We start from the raw sequence: 17,559 nt of genomic DNA, 5'->3' as shown, positions 1-17,559 counted from the left end.
CATCGGCTTCGGAGCGCTTGTCCGCCGCACCGCTGCATTTCCCCCGCGACCATGGCGCGCATCCCGAGACGCGCGTCGAGTGGTGGTACGTGACGGGCGTGCTGTACACGGGTTCGGCCGCGGCCGCGCCGGCCGCCCGGATCGGCAAGGACGGCGACGGCAGTCCCCGCCCGGACTTCGGTTTCCAGCTCACCTTCTTCCGGGTGCGGAACGATCTGAAGCGTCCGTTGCAGTCGGCGTTCGCGCCGGATCAGATGATGCTGGGCCATGCGGCGATCTCGGACCTGGGCCGGCAGCGCCTGCTGCACGACCAGCAGGTGCTGCGGCACGGTTTCGCGAACGCGCGGACCGAGCTCGACGACACCCGCGTGCGCCTGGGCAACTGGCAGTTGCGCCGCGTGGACACCTCCGGCGGCGCCGGCGGTGTCGCCACTGCCGGCGGTCGCAGCCGATACGCGCTGCTGATGGCGAGCGAACACGCCGGCTTCGCGCTCGAGCTGACGCTGGATGCGCCGCAGGCCCCGCTGCTGCAGGGCCGGGCCGGCTGGTCGCGCAAGGGACCGGGCGAGCAGCAGGCGAGCCGCTACGTCAGCGAGCCGCAGTTGTCGGGCGCCGGCAGGCTCGCGCTGCGCGAGGGCGGCACGCACGGCACGCGCGATGTGCGGGCCCGGGCCTGGCTGGATCACGAATGGAGCAACCAGTACCTCGGCCGCGGCGGCGACGCGGCGCCGGACCGCGCGGTCGGCTGGGACTGGCTGGGATTGAACCTCGACGACGGCGCGTCGCTGACGCTGTTCCGGATGCGCGGGCAGGACGGCCAGGGGATCTGGACCGGCGGCAGCTGGCGCGCGGCGACGGGCGGCGCGCCGGTCGATTTCGAGCAGCAGCTCCAGTTCGAGCCGCTGGCGTTCTGGAAGAGCCCGGTCAGCCTCGCGACCTATCCGGTCCGCTGGCGGATCCGCACGCCGCGCGGCGTGTTCCTGGTCGAGGCCGCGTACGCGTCGCAGGAGATCGACGCACGCCGCAGCACGGGCTTCCCGTACTGGGAAGGCGTGGCGCGCGTGGCCGACGAGGCCGGCCGCACGCTGGGCTGGGGCTACCTGGAGATGACGGGCTACGCGGGACGGGTCCCGCTCTAGCGCCGCGCTAGGCCGGTCGCGTGCCGCTGTAGCGGCTGCGTCCCGACGGGATCGCCGCGTAGGCGCGCACGCAGTTGCAGCCGGCGCTGCGGGCCAGCGCCAGCGCCTGCCGGGCCTGCTGCAGCAACTGGTCCGCGCCCTGCTGCGGCTCGCGCCGCCAGTCCTGCCAATGGGCCAGGCCCAGGCTCGCGCTCAAGGGCAGCGCCTGCCCCTGCCAGCGGTAGTCGAGGGTGGCCACGCGGGCGCGCACCCGGTCGGCGGCGTCCAGCGCGCCCAGCGGATCGGTGCACGGCAGGTAGGCGGCCCACACGCCGCGCGGCAAGGGCAGCAGCCAGTCCCCGCCGCGCAACTGTTGCCGCACAAGCTGGTCCAGGCGCTCATCCAATGCCTGGAGGCAATCCTCGCCATGCTGCTGCTGCAGTCGCGCCCAGGGATCGAGTTCCAGCAGCATCAGCACGCCGTCGTGGCGGTGCCGCTGCGCGCGGGCGGCCTCGCGTTTGAGGTCGTCCATCAACTGCGCCTCGTCGGCGGCGGCGATCCGCGCCGGAGGCTCGCGACGCGCCAGCCAGCGCCGCCGCAGGGAAGTCCACCAGGCCCCGGGGCCCCTGTCCGAGTCTTGAGCCATGCCGCCCACCTTCGCCGGAGATGAGGATTGATTGCAGCACAGGAGCAAGCCGCGCGCCGCCCCCTTGAGCGGGGGAGGATAGGCGCTTGCGCCACGGTGCGTCGCGTCAGTTGTAACGAATCCGGACGCGCCGCAGGGACGCGTGCGACCGGACCGCGCCTGCTCTACAGTCAACGGCTGTGTCCAGCGCCCGCGACCCTGCCGCCCTGCCCGTGCACGCCACAACAGAACAAGGTTCGCGAGATCCGGGAGACTCGCGGGATCCCACGTTCAACGATCCGGCCGCTCCGCCGCCCGGCGACCTGCCGATGCCGGCGGTCGTCGGCGCGCTGCTCGTGCTGCTGGCCGGCCTGGTCCTGACGCTCAGCGCGATGCTGTGGAACCGCAACCGCGTCGTGGCCGAAGGGCACCGCGTCCTCGAGGCCCAGATCGAGCGCCTGCAGCGCGACGTCGTCCAGCGCTTCATGCAACCCGTCTACGGCCTCAAGGGCGCGCGCGGGACGATCGCCGCGCTGCATGGCCGGCTCGACCGCCACGCCTTCCGCGCCTACGTGCAGTCGCGCGACCTGGCGCGTGAATTCCCGGGGGTGCGCGGCTTCGGCTTCGTGCCGCGCGTGATGCGCGCCGATCTGCCCGCGTTCATCGCCGCCGAGCGGGCCGACGGCGCGCCGCAGTTCTCGGTGCGCGGCTTCAGCGACGCGGCGCCGGACCTCTTCGTCGTCGCCCACATCGAGCCGCTGTCGCAGAACTATCCGGCCTGGGGCTTCGACCTCGGGTCGGAATCGACCCGCCGCCGCGCCATCGAACGGGCGATCGCCACCGGCGAGGCCACGCTGTCCGCGCCGGTGCCGCTGGTGCAGGATCGGGCGCACGGGCCCGGCATGCTGCTGCTGGTGCCGGTCTTCCGCGACGGCGCGGATCCGGTCACGCCCGACCAGCGTCGACAGTCCCTGCTGGGCATGCTCTACGCGCCGCTGGTGGCGCAGGAGATCCTGCACGGGCTCAAGGAGGGCCTGGCGGCGGCGCCGATGGACTTCCGGCTGCTGGTCGACGACCACAGTCCGACCGAGGACCTGCTGCTGGATTCGGCCACCGGCATCCAGCCGCTCGACGCCCCGCCGACCGCGCGGGCCGGTTTCGACAACCGCATCGTCGCGGTCGAACGCCAGGTCGAGATCGCCGGCCGGGCCTTCCGCGTCGAGGCCGCGCTGACGACGGCCTATGAGCGCGACGTCATCGACGCCGCGGGCTGGGGGCCGGGGCTGCTGGGCGTGGTGCTGACGGCGCTGCTGGCGGCGACGACCTACCTGCTGTCGGCCGGCCGCGCCCGCGCGCAGGCCCTGGCCGACACGATGACCGAGGACCTGCGCCGCCTGACGCTGGACCAGCAGGCGATGCTGGACACCGAGGTCATCGCCATGGCCAAGCTGCGCGGCCGTCGCATCGTGTGGAAGAACGGCGCGCTGGAGCGGCTCTTCGGCTACGGCAGGGACGGGATGCTCGGGCTGCCGGTGCGCGAGCTCTACGTCGACGAGGACAGCTTCGCCGCGCTCGGCCAGAACGCCTATCCGGTGCTGCGGCGCGGCGGCCACTACTGCAGCCAGCAGCAGATGCGGCGCAAGGACGGCAGCCTCGTCTGGGTGGACCTGAACGGCGTCGCGCTGCCGGGCGAGCGCGACGAGGAGACCACGCTCTGGATGATGGTCGACATCACGCAGAGCAAGGCCTACGAGGCCCGCGTCGAGCGCGCCGCCTTCCACGACGCGCTCACCGGCCTGCCCAATCGCGTGCTGCTCGCCGACCGGCTGCGCCAGTCGATGGCCGCGGCGCAGCGGCAGCAGCAGTCGGTGGCCGTGGCCTACCTGGACCTGGACGGTTTCAAGGCCGTCAACGACGCGCACGGCCACGATGCGGGCGACGAGGTGCTGAAGGCGGTGGCGCAACGGCTCGGCGAGACGATCCGCGCCACCGACACGGCCGCGCGGCTCGGCGGCGACGAGTTCGTCGTGCTGCTGACGCCCCTGCCCTCGCCCGAGGCCAGCCGCGCCACCTGCGAGCGGGTGCTGCGCGCGATCCTGGAACCGGTGCGGCTGTCCTCGGGCGCGACGGTGCAGGTCGGCAGCAGCGTCGGCGTCGCGCACTATCCGCTCGACGGTGTCGACGCCGAGGTGCTGATGAGCCGCGCGGACCAGACGATGTTCGAATCCAAGCGCGCCGGACGTTGCCGGATCCGCTGGCTCAACGGGGCGCTGCCGCCGGACGAGATCGATCTGTCGGCGCTGCGGCAGCCTGCGGTGGCGCCCTCGGCCGCGCCGACGTCCGGCATGTCGGCGGAGACGTCTCCGACGACCGATCCGCAGCGTCTGCGGGGTGACCGGAGTCATGCACGCTGAGCCGCCGTACAGTCGGGCGATGACCTGCCTGACCACCGCCCGCCTCCGCCTGGAGCCGATGACCGACGCCCACCTGCAGGGCCTGTTCGAGATGAACCGCGACCCCGAGGTGATGCGCTACATCACCGGCAAGCCTGACACGCTCGAGGACACGCAGGCCATGATCGACCGGGTCAAGGCGCGCTGGGCGGAGTGGGGCTTCAGCTGGTGGACCTTCTTCGAGATCGACACCGGCGAGATCGTCGGCGCCGGCTGCATCCAGCATTTGCGCGGCGACAGGGCCAACCCGCACGAGATCGGCTGGCGCCTGCGCCGCGACCGCTGGAGCAAGGGGTACGGCTCCGAGGCGGCGCGCCGCATGGCGGCCTTCGCGTTCGACACGCTGCAGGCGCCCGAGCTCGTCGCGGTTTGCGAGCCGGCGAACGAGGGCTCGGCCCACATCATGAAGAAGCTCGGCATGAGCTACCGCGAGCTGCAGCGCTGGCACGACGCGGACATTGCGGTCTACGGCATGACGGCGGACGAATGGCGCCGCTCCCCGTCCGCGGCCAAGGCGGCGCAAGAGATTTCCGCCACAACACTGGCTCCCCGCGGCTGACGCGGCGCCGGTTTGGGATGCGCCGCTAGGCGCAAACCGGAGCCATAGCGGCGCTATGGCGAGGATTTGCAACGACGCGGCGCGCCCGAAGCGGTGCTGCGTCAGTCGTGGGGATCAGAGGCCGCCGACGAAGTAGCGCTTCAGGCCAGACAAGATCATCTCGACGGCGATGGCGGTCAGCACCAGGCCCATCAGCTTCTCGATCGCCGAGACGACCGAGTCGCCGAGCAGCTTGCGGATCCGGTCCGCCAGGATCAGCGCGAGGAACGAGATCACCATCGCCGTGAACAGCGCGCCGATCCATTCGGCCACGCGGTCCGGCTGGCGCGAGGCCAGCAGCAGCACCGTGGCCATCGCCGACGGACCGGCCAGCAGCGGCACGGCCAGCGGGAAGATGAACGGCTCGCGGCCGGTCTCCACGCCGTAGGCGGACTCGCCGGCGTGGCTGAAGATCATCCGGATCGCGATGATGATCAGGATCACGCCGCCGGCCACCTCGAGCGAACGCTCGGACAGGTGCATCAGCCGCAGGAAGCCCTCGCCCAGGAACATGAAGGCCAGCAGCACGCCGAAGGCGATGGTCACCTCGCGCAGCGCGACTTTGAGCCGGCGCTCGCGCGGCACGGCCCGCATGATGGGGATGAAGATCGGCAGGCTGCCCAGCGGGTCGAGCACCAGCAGCAGCAGGATGAGGGCGGAGAGAAAACTGTGATCCATGGGGCGGGATTCTCGCCGATGGCGACGCGCGGGCGACTGGGCGTTGGCGCGCCGCCACGCACGCTTCGTTCATCCGACTCCATAGAATCGCAAGGATTCCTCGCCCTGACCCCGATGATGAACAAGATGAACGACAGGATGGACAAGAAGCCCGCCCCTGCCCGGCCCACGGGTCCGGTCGTGCTGGATGCGATCGACCTGCGGATCCTGGAGGCGCTGCAGCGCGACGGCCGGATGTCCAACGTCGACCTGGCGACCCAGGTCCACCTGTCGGCGCCGCAGTGCTTCCGCCGCGTGCGCGCGCTGGAGGAGCGCGGCGTGCTGCGCGGCTACCGCGCCGATGTCGCCCCGCTCGCGCTGGGACTGAGCGTCACCGCCTACGTCAGCCTGAACATCACCGCGCAGGCCTTCGTCCGCGTGCGCGAGATCGAGTCGCTGATCCGCGACTTCCCCGAGATCCTGGAGTGCCACACCGTGTCGGGGGACTCGGACTACCTGCTGAAGGTGGTCGCGCGGGACCTGCAGGCGCTGTCCAAGTTCCTGACCGACAAGCTGATGCAGCTGGACGGCGTCGCCGACGTGCGCTCGATGATCTGCCTGGAGGAGATCAAGCCGCCGGCGGGGCTGCCGGTCAAGTAGGCGCGTTCTGCTTGGACGGCACGGCGAATTCCAGGGCCGCGATCGCGTAGTTCAAGGCTTCGTGCTTGCGCTGGGCCACTCGATATTCCGCGCTCACGCCGCTGGGGTCGCGCGATGCGGGGACGCCTGATGCGGGGTCGGCCAAGCGGATCATCTCCCGCAGTCGATCATCGCGCGCGGCCTTGATCGCCGGCAGCTGACCGCCATCGTCATGGAACGCATCGATGAGTCGTTGCCGCATCGGTGGCGTCAATTCATTGAATGCTCGACTGGCCGCCTTGGTGAGGTTCCGGGCGATGAACTCGGCCTCCCCGACACCGCCAGCGCCAGCGCCAGCGCCGGTCGCTTCGAGCTTCTGATGCACGTGACGGAGCTGGTCGACGACAAGCATCATCCGGTCCGCCATCTGATCCGCCAATCGGCCCTCCCCATTGCGGAACGGCAGGAGACGCTTCAACTTCTGCGCCATGCCCAGGGAACTGTCGATCTCCCGGAACAGCGCCTCCATCGAGTTCTGAAGGGGTCGTTCGCGCGAGGTCGCCAGCAGGTTGGCTTCGCTGGCGGCGCGCGCCTGCGTCAGTGCCAGCGTAGTCGCCGCTTCAGCATTCCTCGAGGTCTGCAGAAGGTCCGGGGCGGAAGCGGACCGCGGCAGCGCGGCGAACGCCTTCGGCAGGCGAGCCATGGCGTCCATGATCTTGCGTTCCTTCAGGTCGGCAGCTTGGCGATCGTCGACCTCGGGATCATGGGTGGCCACTGCCGGCAACTGGGCGAACATTCGGTGAACCTCGGCGTTCGTGATCGCCGGGGTGGGCATCAATGGCCGATGCAAAGCGGTGTTGGCGGGAATCGGCTCGTCCAGCAGCGATGACTCGGCGCCGGACATCGCTGCCGGTGCCGGTGCGCGCGCAGGTGCGGGTGCGGGTGCGGGTGCGGGTGCAGGTGCGGGTGCGGGTGCGGGTGCAGGTGCGGGTGCGGGTGCGGGTGCGGGTGCGGGTGCCGGTGCCGGTGCGCGCGCAGGTGCAGGTGCAGGTGCAGGTGCAGGTGCAGGTGCAGGTGCAGGTGCAGGTGCAGGTGCCGGTGCAGGCGCAGGCATGGGTGCGGGCGCAGGTGCCGGTGCCGGTGCCGGTGCGGCTGCAGGTGCGGGTGCAGGTGCTTGCGCGTACACGCGCTCGCAGGCCTGGCTGAGCTGACGATCCAGCCCTTGCGCAAAGGCCTCGCCGTGCCGGTCCCGCGCCTCCTGAAGGAATCGGCGCTGCTCTTGCTGGAACTGTTCCAGGCTGGGCCCTGGCTGCTGCAGCTCCTCCGCCTCCTGGCGACGGCGATCCAGCGATTCCATCTGGTTCATCAGCGTGATCGCCGCACCGGAAGCCGTCGCGCCGTCCGCGCAGATCAAGGCCAGGCCGCTGACGTCACCGAGCGACTCCTGCCTCGTCGCGACGGCGTCGCGGGCGCGGGCCACGTCCAGTTGAAAGGCCTCCGGATCCCGCGGCTGGGCCTGCACGTCATGCATGCGCATCAGCCGCGACTCCACGGGTTCCCCGGGGAGCTGGATGTCCACCTGCAACAGCCAGCTGCCGTCCGGTTCCATGCCGTCCAGGCGATACGCACTCGCGCGCGCTTCGCCGCCGTCGTCGGTCTGCAGGCTGCAGACGATCGACTGCCCCGGATGCTTGAGTTGCTCGAAAAATGGCGAGATCGGCTCACCGGGCCCCGGATGCAGCAGCATCACATCGGACACGTCCTGCTCGTCCAGTGCCTGCAGAACGCCGAGGAAGGCATGGGGATCGATGGGCGTGGGCGGCGACGACCGGACAGGCCCTGTCGCCGCGCGTTCCGGCGAAGCGGCGCGCTGAAGGTCCTGGCCGGCTTGCGGCGCCGGGCCGCTGCGGACAGGAGCACCGGACTGCGGTTGCGGCGACCGCGGCGTGGAGGGTACCGGCGTGGGGTACGGCACGTACTGGATCGGCGCGCCAAGGGCCGCGGGAGGCGCCGCGGCTCGCAGGACGGGCGGCATGTACCGGGAGATCTCGTGCAGCGCCGCATTCAGGATGGGCGCAATCACGCCGTGCAGCGGCTGGCCGGCCGCGCAGGCGGCCAACGGCAGCAGGTGGGCAAGATGGATCCCGTGCGCCACGGGCGGCCACACGGACGCGACGCTCCCCATCGAGGCTCCTCCGAACGACGCATGCATGGCGCCGCCCCAGCCGACAGCGGAGGCGAAGGGGGAATGGAAGAACGTGTTGTCGAACATGGGGCGGGGGAATCGTGCGGGGCAAGGCCTCGAAACGGGCCCGGCCAACGATCCAGGGAAGCGTGGATGACCGTTTGGTGCGGTCACCGTCCAACACGGTTCGGCGCTCCCCCGCCCGCGCGCCCTCATCCCCTCGGGTGATGCGCCGCGTGCAAGGCCTTGAGGCGCTCCCGCGCCACATGCGTGTAGATCTGCGTGGTCGACAGGTCCGCGTGGCCCAGCAACAGCTGGACCGCCCGCAGATCCGCGCCATGGTTGAGCAGGTGGGTGGCAAAGGCATGCCGCAGCGTGTGCGGCGAGATCGGGCTCGTGATCCCCGCGATGAGCGCGTACTTCTTGACGATGCGCCAGAAGCTCTCCCGCGTCATGGCCTGGCCGAAGCGGCTGAGGAAGAGGTCGTCGGTGCCGCGCATGCCGAGCAGCTGCGGCCGCCCTTCCCGCAGATAGCGCATCAGCCAGGTGTGCGCCTCCTCGCCGAAGGGCACCATCCGTTCCTTGTCGCCCTTGCCGGTCACGCGCAGCACGGCCTCGCGCAGGCCCACGTGCACGCTCTTGAGCGTCACCAGCTCGGTCACGCGCAGCCCGCTGGCGTACATCAGTTCCAGCATCGCGCGGTCGCGCAGGCCCTGCGCGGTGCCCACGTCGGGCGCGTCGAGCAGCGCCTCGACCTGCTGCTGCGACAGCGTCTTGGGCACGCGCATCGGCTGCTTGGCGGTGATCAGCTTGAGCGTGGGGTCGCGCTCGATGCGGCGCTCGCGCAGCGCCCAGCGGAAATAGCGCTTGAAGACGGACAGCCGCCGGTTCGCCGAACTGGCCTTGCCGCCGTCGTGACGCGCGGCGGCGTAGCCCATCAGGTCGAGTTCCTCGACCTGGTCGAGCGTCCGGTCCCGCTCCGCGGCCAGCCAGTCGGCGAGCAGCTGCAGATCGCGCTGGTAGGCGAGCTGGGTGTTGCGCGACAGGCCTTCCTCGATCCACAGCGACTCGATGAAGGTGGCGATCGAGCGACCACTGCGCTCGCGCGCGGCGCAAGGAGCGACAGGATCGGCGGGGGGCGGGGACGGCGACTCGGACGGCAGCGGCGATGACATGCCGCGCATGATGCCAGCGCGCGGTCAGCGGCGGCGGTCCGGCCGCCCCCATGCGGCCCCATGCGGCCTCGGGCGGCCATCTTGCTGCGCCAAAAAAAAAGGGCCCGCGCCACCACGCGCGGGCCCTACGGAGCAACCGCCACAGGCAGCGGTTGGTTGGGGACCGGGAAAGAGGGAGACGCCGCGCGTCAGCCGATGCGCACCGGCACGAAGATCTTGTCGCCGCCGCGCTGCACCAGCAGGGCGACCGATTTCTCCGCGCCCTTGACCGCGCTGCGGACCTGATCGAGCGACTGCACCGGCGTGCCGTTGACCGCCAGCAGCACGTCGCCGGCACGCACGCCGGCACGCGCCGCGGCGCTGCCCTCGCCCACCTCCTGGATCAGCAGGCCGTCGCGGGTGCCGAGCTGGCGGCGCTCCTCGGGCTGCAGCGGGCGCAGGGCCAGGCCCAGCTTGGCGTGATCGCCGTCCGCATCGCCGCCGACCTTGGCGAGCTTGGCACCCTTCTCGTTCGCATCGCCAAGGGTGGCGGTGATCGTTTCGCGCTTGCCGCCGCGCCAGACCTCGATGTCGACCTTGTCGCCGGGCAGCGACTGGTCCACCAGCGCCGGCAGATCCCCGCTGGACACGATGCGCTGGCCCTTGAATCCGAGGATCACGTCGCCCGAGCGCAGTCCGGCCTTGGCGGCCGGGCCGTCGTCCTCGACGTTGGCGACCAGCGCGCCTTCCGGACGGTCCAGCTTGAAGGAGTCGGCGAAGCCCTGGTTGACCTCCTGCACCACCACGCCGAGCTTGGCGTGCTGCACCTTGCCGCCCTTCTCGATCTGCTGGCGGACCTTGTTGGCGACCTCCACCGGGATCGCGAACGACAGGCCCTGGTAGCCGCCCGACGCGCTGTAGATCTGCGAGTTGATGCCGACCACCTCGCCCCGCGCGTTGAACAGCGGGCCGCCGGAGTTGCCGGGGTTGATCGCGACGTCCGTCTGCAGGAACGGCACGCGGCTCTCGTCCGGGCCCAGCGAGCGGCCCTTGGCGCTGATCACGCCGGCGCTGACGCTGTTCTCGAAACCGAACGGCGAGCCGATCGCCAGCACCCATTCGCCCACGCGCAGGTCCTTGGTCGCGCCCATGCGGACGATCGGCAGGTTCTTGGCCTCGATCTTCAGGACCGCGACGTCGGTCGACTTGTCGCTGCCCAGGACCTTGGCGCGGTACTCGCGGCGGTCGGTCAGCTTGACGACCACTTCCTGCGCGTCCTGCACGACGTGGGCATTGGTCAGGATCACGCCGTCGGCGCTGACGATGAAGCCGGAGCCCTGGCCGCGGATCTCGCGACTGCCGCCGCCTTCACCGCCGCCGTTGGGGCCGCCGGGCATGCCCGGCACGCCGAAGCGGCGGAAGAATTCGTAGAAGGGATCGTCGGGGTCGATCTGCGGCCCACGCGCGGCCCGCGTCTTGACCGTGCCCGACACGCTGATGTTGACGACCGCCGGGCCCTGCGCCGCGGCGATCTGCGCGAAGTCGGGCATGCCCGCGGGCGGCGGCGTGAAGTTCCCGGCCGGCGCGGCGGCATTCGCCAGCGGCGTCGTGGCCGCGGCCACCTGGGTGTCGCCGTTCGATGTCGAGGCACCGTCGGTCGACGCCGGCGCCGAGGTCTGCGCGACCGGCATCAGCTTCGCATTGCGCATCGCGAGCGCACCGCCCGCGGCCCCCAGCACGCCAGCCGCGGCCAGCGCCCACACGAGTTTCTTCACCGGAATCATCTTCTCCACTTGAGCCATCTGAACCTCCAGATTCACTGGGAGTCGGCGACCAGTGCGGGAAGCCTTGGCGCCGACTCGATGGCTTGAAGTTTGAGCAGCTTGGCTTAGGTCGCTCTTAATCCGCGGCAGGCGCCCTTGCGGTGCCGTTTTCAGCGGCCCGTCGACGATGCCGTGTCGCGCATGGCGCCGAGCACCTGCAGCGTGACCAGCAGCCGCTCGTTGCCCCGCCAGCACGCGTTCTGCTCGGTGATCCCGGCGCACAGCTGCTCATGGCGTTTCAGCGTGTCCTGGAACGAGCCGTCGCCGCCGCTCACGCGTCGGGCCCATCGGCGTCGACCCGCGTCGTCCAGGCCGTCGAACGCGGCCTGCATCCAATCCCCGCAGAGCCTGGCGCCGACCTCGCGTCGCCGAGCGGCTGCCCAGTGTTTGGGCAGCTCATCGAGCACGGGCGCGACCAGCGACATCGCCAGCGGCTCCACGGCCCTGTGCTTCGGCCCGAAGACCCGCCGCAACCACCCCTTCACCCCGGTGGGCGCCGTCATACGCGCCGTGAGGCTGCGGATGGCGGTCTGGCGCCAGGGCGTCAGCAAGCGGGCCGTCCACGCCGTGTCCTCAGCTTCTTGCGCTTTCTGCGCTTCCTGCTGCGGCGTGCAAGCGCGCGCAACCGCGGCCAGAGCCGTCGGCCCCGCGGCCACAGGCGTGTCGTGCGGCGGCGCGGCGCGGGGGGAGCTCAACTGGGACTTGCGCAGGCTCGCGCCCTTCGGACGAGGCCGCGCGGGTGCATTGGCGTCATGGCCGCGCGGGCGCTCGCCGCCGGGCGCGATCCGATCATGCGGGTCAGGCGCTTGGGGCGCTTGGGGCGTTTGGGGCGTTTCGGCCGCGGGCCAGGACTCAAGCGACTTCAACGCGGAGAGGAAACGCGTCGAGGCGAATCCAGCGGACGGGATGAGCATGAGAGACCTTTCGCGAAGCGTTGAGGTCCTTCATGGGTGGGAGCAGGGAGACACCCGGTTCCCTCGCGACATCGCGTCTGGCGCTGGCGCGCGATCGGGCACGCGTGGGGGCCATGCGGAAGCGGAAGCGGAAGCGGAAGCGGAAGCGGAAGCGGATGCGGATGCGGATGCGGACGCGGACGCGGAGGCCCATGCCCATGCCGCCGCCGCCGCTGGCGGTCAGGCGGGCGGCAGCGCGGGGGGAGGCGATGAAGGCGGCAGCAGCCCGGGCGGCGGCCCCGGCGGCAAACCGGATGGGGGCGCGGCCAGCGGCGCGCGGGAGAGCGGCATCGCCAGCTCGACGCGCAGTCCGCCCAGCGCGGTGCTGTGCCCCAGCCGCAGCGTGGCGCCGTGGTCGTCCGCGATGCTGCGCACCAGCGCCAGTCCGAGCCCGCTGCCCGGCGCCTGCTGCGCCTGCGATTCGGACCGGTAGAAGCGGTCGAACACGCGCCCGCGCTCCGCGTCGGGAATGCCGGGGCCGTCGTCCTCGACCACCAGCAAGGCCTGGCCGCCGCTGCGCTCCAGGCTCAGGTCCACGCGGCCGCGGCCGTACTTGATGCCGTTGTCGAGCAGGTTGCGCAGCAGCATCGTCAGCGCCTCGCGATGGCCGTCGACCAGCACCGCGTCGCAGCGCTCCATGCCGAGGTCGATGCCGCGCGCCTGCGCCAGCGTCGCGCCGTCGATGACGGCATCGCGGCACAGCACGTCCAGCGCGATCGGCTGCGCCGGCGCCTGTGCCTTGGCGCTGTCCTGGCGGGCCAGCGCCAGCAGTTGCTCGATGAGGTGGGACGCCCGGTCGATGCCCAGGCCGAGTTTCTCCAGCGCCTGGACGCGCGCGCCCTCGTCCGGCGCGCGGCGCAGGGACTGCAGCTGGAGCTTCAGCGCGGCCAGCGGCGAACGCAGCTCGTGCGCCGCATCGGCGACGAAGTGCTGCTGCTGCTCGAAGGCCTGCCGCACCCGGTCCAGCAGCGCGTTGAGCTCGGTGACCAGCGGCTGGACCTCGGCCGGCAGGTCCTCCTCGTCGACCGGGGCCAGGTCTTGCGCGGCGCGGCGCGACAGCTGCTGGCGCACCCGCTCCAACGGCGCCAGCGAGTGCGACACCACCCACCACACGACCAGCGCCAGCATCGGCAGCATCAGCGCGGTGGGCAGCACGGTGCGCCAGGCCAGCTGTCCGGCCATGCGCTGGCGCACGGCGATGTCCTGCGCCACCTGCACGACCTGGAAGCGCCCCTGCACCGCGAAAACGCGATAACGCTTGCCGCGCAGCGCGACGTTGGAGAAACCCAGCACCGCGCGCTGCGGCAGCCAGTCCGGTCCGGCCGAGCGGTACAGCGGCGTGCCGTCCAGGCCCCAGACCTGCACGATCAGGTCGATGCTCTGCTCCTCGCCGAGCGGCAGCGGCAGCCCCGTGCCCATGCCCGCGCGCAGCGACAGCGCCACCTGCTGCATCTGGTAGTCGAAGATCTCGTCCGTCTCCATCAGCGCGTTGCGGTAGGCGCTCATGCCCTGCGCGAGCGCGCCGGTCAGCACCGCGCCCAGCAGGAACAGCAGCAGGCGGTAGCGCAGCGATCGCGGCAGCAGCGCCAGCCGGCCGCGGCGGCCCGCGCCGGAGCCGGCGTCCGCCTTCATTTCGCCATTCGCGTCCGCCTTCATGTCCGCATTCACGTCCGCCTTCATTCCTTGGGCACGCGATAGCCCACGCCGCGCACGTTCTGGATCAGTTCCGCGCCGAGCTTCTTGCGCAGGCCGTGGATGTAGACCTCCACGGCGTTGCTGCTGATCTCGTCCTTCCAGCCGTAGAGCTTTTCCTCGAGCTGCTGGCGCGAGAGCACCATGCCCGGACGGGCAAGCAGCGGCTCCAGCACCGCCCACTCGCGCTGCGACAGCGTGACCGGATGGCCGTTGGCGGTGACCTCGCGCGTGGCGGGATTGATGCTGACGCCCATGTGCTCGTAGACCGGCTCCGCGCGGCCGGCGGCACGGCGCAGCAGCGCGCGGATGCGGGCCAGGAGCTCGTCGAGCTCGAAGGGCTTGAGCACGTAGTCGTCCGCGCCCGCGTCCAGCCCGGCCACACGCTGGGCGGTCGCGTCGCGCGCGGTGGCGATCAGCACCGGCACCGCCTGCTTGCGGCCGCGCAGCGCCTGCAGCACGCTCATGCCGTCGCGCCTGGGCAGGCCCAGGTCCAGGATCACCAGGTCGTAGGTCTGGGATTGCAGCGCGGTGTCGGCGATCTCGCCGTCACGCACCCAGTCCACGGCGTAACCCTCGGCGCGCAGCAGCTCGAGCAGCTGCTCGCCGATCATCAGGTCGTCTTCCACCAGCAGGAGTCGCATGGGCACGATTGTGCACGCGCGCCGGGGCGGCCGCGGCCGCGAACGGCCGGTCAGGCGTCCGCGGGGCGCCGTCGCACGGGGCCGGCCTCGAGGACCACGGGCGCACGCCAGTCGCGCGACGGCGCGATCGGGAGCGGCGGGGGCGGCGGCAGCGGCAGATCCTTCGCCGGCGAGGGCGTTCTCCGGCGGCGGGCGGCAAAGCCTGCCCCCGCCTCCTTGGGCGACGCCCCCGCGCGCAGCTGCTCGATCACGCAGCGGATCTGGACGAGGTCCCGCTGGCGCTCATGGATCACGGCCAGGCCGTCATGGTCCTCGGCGTCCTCGCGCGGCGAGCGGTATCGCCTGGCCAGCGCGACGGCGTCCCGCAGACCGCTCGCGAACCGGACCGCCTTGCCGGTCGGCAGCGCATGCACGGACAGGGGCTTCCTGCTGCGCAGTTCGCCGTCCACCTCGATCGCCAGTTCGATCCCACGCGGCAACTGGCCCGGCGGCGCCGGCAGCGGCCATGTCCGGATCCGCAACCGGCCATGGCCCCTGAGCTCCCGGTCCACCGTGCACGGCCCGCCGAGCAGGCGCTCGACCAGCGAGCGGTGCTCCGGCGCCACCCTCGGATCGGGTTCCTGGCGGACCGGCACCGCCACGCCGCCGATCCCCTGGTTCAGCACCGCGTCGGCCAGACGCACGAGCAGATCGCCGTCCTGCCCCGCGCCGGGTCCGGCGGCGATGGCCCAGGGATCGCCGGGTCGGCGCAGCACGCCGGATCGGGATCCGGGCTCCAGCCCGGCCACCGGCCTCAGTCCGGCCCGCCAGGCCGCCACGCCCTGGGACAGCAGTCGCCGGCGCTCGGACGCCTCCTTGCTGCCCGGCGCCGGTCCCTCCCGCCTCGCGGCGCTCCAGGCAGACTTCAGGTGGTGGCTGTCGGCCTTGGCATCGAGGCCCAGGCAACGCGTGAACAAAGAAAAGATCGATGAGATGACGGGCATGTCGAGGGTTTCCATTCCTGCCCGTCCATCGGGCCGCTCCCCCTGAGTGCAGATGACGGCGCGGAGCACCTGTAAACCAGGCGGTCGCGAGGCGGACCGATTCCATGACTACAATGCGCGCCTGTCAGGAGAGAGCTCCCTCGCGGGAGCCGCCGAAGGCGCAGTGGCACTGGTGATCCCACGCTGCGAACGCTCAGGCAAAAGGACTGACGAAACGCTCGAGACATCGGGCGTCCTCACTGGAGAGAGACGGGGCGGACCTTGCGGTCGAGCCCGTCCACCGAAGGGGCAAGCCGCCGGTCAAACGCCGACGGCCAATCTCTCAGGTAAAGCGGACAGCGAGGGCATCTCCCCCACCTTGACGTGACCGGTTCACAGTCGGGGTGGTCATGACGAATGCCCTCGGAGCGAGACATGTCCGCTGATCAGACCCTGAACACGCCTCTGCACAAGACCCCGCTGCACGCGCTGCACGTCGAACTCGGCGCCAAGATGGTGCCCTTCGCCGGCTACGACATGCCGGTCCAGTACCCCGCCGGCGTGATGGCCGAACACAAGCATGCGCGAGCCCAGGCGGGCCTGTTCGACGTGTCCCACATGGGCCAGGTGCTGCTGGTCGGTGACGACGCCGCCGCGGCGCTGGAAACGCTGGTGCCGGTCGACATCGTCGACCTCGGGATGTTCAAGCAGCGTTACGCGCTCTTCACCGCCGACGACGGCGGCATCCTCGACGACCTGATGGTCGCGCGCCGCACGGACGGCCTGTTCGTCGTGGTCAACGCCGGCTGCCGCGACCAGGACATCGCCCACATGCGCAAGCACCTGTCGGGCCGCTGCGAGGTGCGCCCGCTGCCGGACCAGGCGCTGCTGGCGCTGCAGGGCCCGCAGGCCGTCACCGCGCTGTCGCGCCTGAACGCCGATGTCGCCAGGCTCGTCTTCATGACCGGCGGCTTCTTCGAGCTGGACGGCATCCCGACCTTCGTGACCCGCTCGGGCTACACCGGCGAGGACGGCTACGAGATCTCGGTCCCCGCCGACCGTTCGGTGGAACTGGCCCGCAAGCTGCTGGCCCAGCCGGAAGTGATGCCCATCGGCCTGGGCGCGCGCGACTCGCTGCGCCTGGAAGCCGGCCTGTGCCTGTACGGCCACGACATCGACACGACGACGACCCCCGTCGAAGCCTCGCTGACCTGGGCGATCCAGAAGGTGCGTCGCGCCGGCGGCGCCCGCGCGGGCGGCTATCCGGGCGCTGCGGTCATCGACAGGCAATTCGCCGAAGGCGCGGCGCGCAAGCGCGTGGGCCTGGTCAGTTCGGAGCGCATGCCCGTGCGCGAAGGCGCGAAGCTCGTCAACGCGGACGGCCTGGAGATCGGCGTCGTCACCAGCGGCACGCTGGGCCCGACGGTCGGCAAGCCGGTGGCGCTGGCCTATGTGCAGACGCCATACGCCGCGCTGGGCACCGAGCTGTTCGCCGAGGTCCGCGGCAAGCGCACCCCGATGACGGTCTCTTCCACGCCGTTCACGCCCAACGGATACTTCCGCGGCTGATCCGCGATCCTGGGTCGCACGTCCTTCGATTCCCTCGAGCTCACCCTCGAGATTCCCCTTTCAACTTTCCGACGCACGGAGCCTCTCCATGAGCATCAAGTACACGCCCGACCATGAGTGGGTCGACACCACCGACGGCATCGCCACCGTGGGCATCACAGTCCATGCGCAGGACGCGCTGGGCGACGTCGTGTTCGTGGACCTGCCGGATGTCGGCAAGTCCTTCGCCGCCAAGGAAGTGGCCGGCGTGGTCGAGTCGGTCAAGGCCGCCGCCGACGTCTACGCGCCCGTCTCCGGCGAGATCGTCGAAGTCAACGAGGCGCTGCGCGCCGACCCGTCGCTGGCCAACACCGACCCGCTGAAGACGGGCTGGTTCTTCAAGGTGAAGCTGTCCGATCCGTCCGAGCTGGACGGTCTGATGGACACGACCGCCTACGACGAGCTGGTCAAGAACTCGTAATCCGTCGACTCCATGCGCGCAAGGCCT

The 17,559-nt window shown here is 71.2% G+C and carries 15 protein-coding genes and 2 riboswitches; of the genes, 6 read left to right on the top strand and 9 right to left on the bottom strand.

What is annotated here, in order from left to right; genetic code table 11:
* Positions 1-17 precede the first annotated feature (17 nt).
* On the top strand, positions 18-1,139 hold the full coding sequence (locus tag ACQ4L4_RS03715) for a lipocalin-like domain-containing protein (RefSeq protein WP_431102843.1): 1,122 nt from the start codon (positions 18-20) through the stop codon (positions 1,137-1,139).
* A gap of 7 nt (positions 1,140-1,146) precedes the next feature.
* Here ACQ4L4_RS03715 and ACQ4L4_RS03710 read toward each other — a convergent pair whose 3' ends face one another.
* Positions 1,147-1,764, bottom strand: coding sequence for a GGDEF domain-containing protein (locus tag ACQ4L4_RS03710; RefSeq protein ID WP_431102842.1), 618 nt, complete (start codon positions 1,762-1,764; stop codon positions 1,147-1,149).
* A 308-nt stretch (positions 1,765-2,072) separates the two neighbouring features.
* On the opposite strand from ACQ4L4_RS03710, the gene ACQ4L4_RS03705 reads away from it, so the two are divergent.
* Positions 2,073-4,157, top strand: coding sequence for a CHASE domain-containing protein (locus tag ACQ4L4_RS03705; RefSeq protein ID WP_431102840.1), 2,085 nt, complete (start codon positions 2,073-2,075; stop codon positions 4,155-4,157).
* A 58-nt stretch (positions 4,158-4,215) separates the two neighbouring features.
* Positions 4,216-4,755 carry a GNAT family N-acetyltransferase gene (locus tag ACQ4L4_RS03700; protein ID WP_431102839.1) on the top strand — a complete coding sequence of 180 codons (540 nt, stop codon included), beginning with the start codon at positions 4,216-4,218 and terminating at the stop codon, positions 4,753-4,755.
* A gap of 114 nt (positions 4,756-4,869) precedes the next feature.
* On the opposite strand, the gene ACQ4L4_RS03695 is transcribed toward ACQ4L4_RS03700, so the two are convergent.
* Complete coding sequence (locus ACQ4L4_RS03695; RefSeq protein ID WP_377155647.1) at positions 4,870-5,472, bottom strand: MarC family protein; 603 nt, start codon at positions 5,470-5,472, stop codon at positions 4,870-4,872.
* A gap of 126 nt (positions 5,473-5,598) precedes the next feature.
* On the opposite strand from ACQ4L4_RS03695, the gene ACQ4L4_RS03690 reads away from it, so the two are divergent.
* Positions 5,599-6,111: an Lrp/AsnC family transcriptional regulator gene (locus ACQ4L4_RS03690; protein ID WP_431102837.1), complete on the top strand. Its 513-nt coding sequence runs from the start codon at positions 5,599-5,601 to the stop codon at positions 6,109-6,111.
* Here ACQ4L4_RS03690 and ACQ4L4_RS03685 read toward each other — a convergent pair.
* The 7 genes from ACQ4L4_RS03685 to ACQ4L4_RS03655 all read right to left on the bottom strand — a co-directional run bounded on the left by ACQ4L4_RS03685 (position 6,104) and on the right by ACQ4L4_RS03655 (position 15,524).
* Positions 6,104-8,209, bottom strand: coding sequence for a hypothetical protein (locus tag ACQ4L4_RS03685; protein ID WP_431102836.1), 2,106 nt, complete (start codon positions 8,207-8,209; stop codon positions 6,104-6,106). The two genes, ACQ4L4_RS03690 and ACQ4L4_RS03685, sit on opposite strands and share 8 nt — an antisense overlap.
* 278 nt (positions 8,210-8,487) lie before the next feature.
* Positions 8,488-9,450, bottom strand: coding sequence for a site-specific tyrosine recombinase XerD (gene xerD, locus ACQ4L4_RS03680; RefSeq protein WP_431102834.1), 963 nt, complete (start codon positions 9,448-9,450; stop codon positions 8,488-8,490).
* Positions 9,451-9,638: 188 nt separating this feature from the next.
* Positions 9,639-11,231, bottom strand: a complete 1,593-nt coding sequence (locus ACQ4L4_RS03675; protein ID WP_431102833.1) for a Do family serine endopeptidase — start codon at positions 11,229-11,231, stop codon at positions 9,639-9,641.
* 131 nt (positions 11,232-11,362) lie between these two features.
* Positions 11,363-11,803 carry a hypothetical protein gene (locus ACQ4L4_RS03670; protein WP_431102832.1) on the bottom strand — a complete coding sequence of 147 codons (441 nt, stop codon included), beginning with the start codon at positions 11,801-11,803 and terminating at the stop codon, positions 11,363-11,365.
* Between the two features lie 582 nt (positions 11,804-12,385).
* On the bottom strand, positions 12,386-13,873 hold the full coding sequence (locus tag ACQ4L4_RS03665; RefSeq protein ID WP_431102831.1) for an ATP-binding protein: 1,488 nt from the start codon (positions 13,871-13,873) through the stop codon (positions 12,386-12,388).
* An 8-nt stretch (positions 13,874-13,881) separates the two neighbouring features.
* The gene (locus tag ACQ4L4_RS03660) at positions 13,882-14,541 is read right to left on the bottom strand and encodes a response regulator (RefSeq protein ID WP_297524135.1); all 660 of its coding nucleotides are present in this window, start codon (positions 14,539-14,541) and stop codon (positions 13,882-13,884) included.
* Between the two features lie 50 nt (positions 14,542-14,591).
* Positions 14,592-15,524: a hypothetical protein gene (locus tag ACQ4L4_RS03655; protein WP_431102830.1), complete on the bottom strand. Its 933-nt coding sequence runs from the start codon at positions 15,522-15,524 to the stop codon at positions 14,592-14,594.
* Between the two features lie 115 nt (positions 15,525-15,639).
* Positions 15,640-15,743, top strand: a riboswitch (glycine riboswitch).
* A 10-nt stretch (positions 15,744-15,753) separates the two neighbouring features.
* Positions 15,754-15,873: riboswitch (glycine riboswitch) on the top strand.
* Positions 15,874-15,938: 65 nt separating this feature from the next.
* On the opposite strand from ACQ4L4_RS03655, the gene gcvT reads away from it, so the two are divergent.
* Together gcvT and gcvH are read left to right on the top strand one after the other, a co-directional pair.
* On the top strand, positions 15,939-17,072 hold the full coding sequence (gene gcvT, locus ACQ4L4_RS03650; protein ID WP_431102829.1) for a glycine cleavage system aminomethyltransferase GcvT: 1,134 nt from the start codon (positions 15,939-15,941) through the stop codon (positions 17,070-17,072).
* Positions 17,073-17,160: 88 nt separating this feature from the next.
* Positions 17,161-17,532, top strand: coding sequence for a glycine cleavage system protein GcvH (gene gcvH, locus ACQ4L4_RS03645; RefSeq protein ID WP_431102828.1), 372 nt, complete (start codon positions 17,161-17,163; stop codon positions 17,530-17,532).
* Positions 17,533-17,559: the final 27 nt, after the last annotated feature.

The sequence above is a fragment of the Roseateles noduli genome (genome assembly GCF_050626985.1).
Classification (GTDB): Bacteria; Pseudomonadota; Gammaproteobacteria; order Burkholderiales; family Burkholderiaceae_C; genus Roseateles; species Roseateles noduli_A.
Note: the sequence above shows the minus strand (reverse complement) of the source record. Positions and strands in the feature narration are given on the sequence as shown.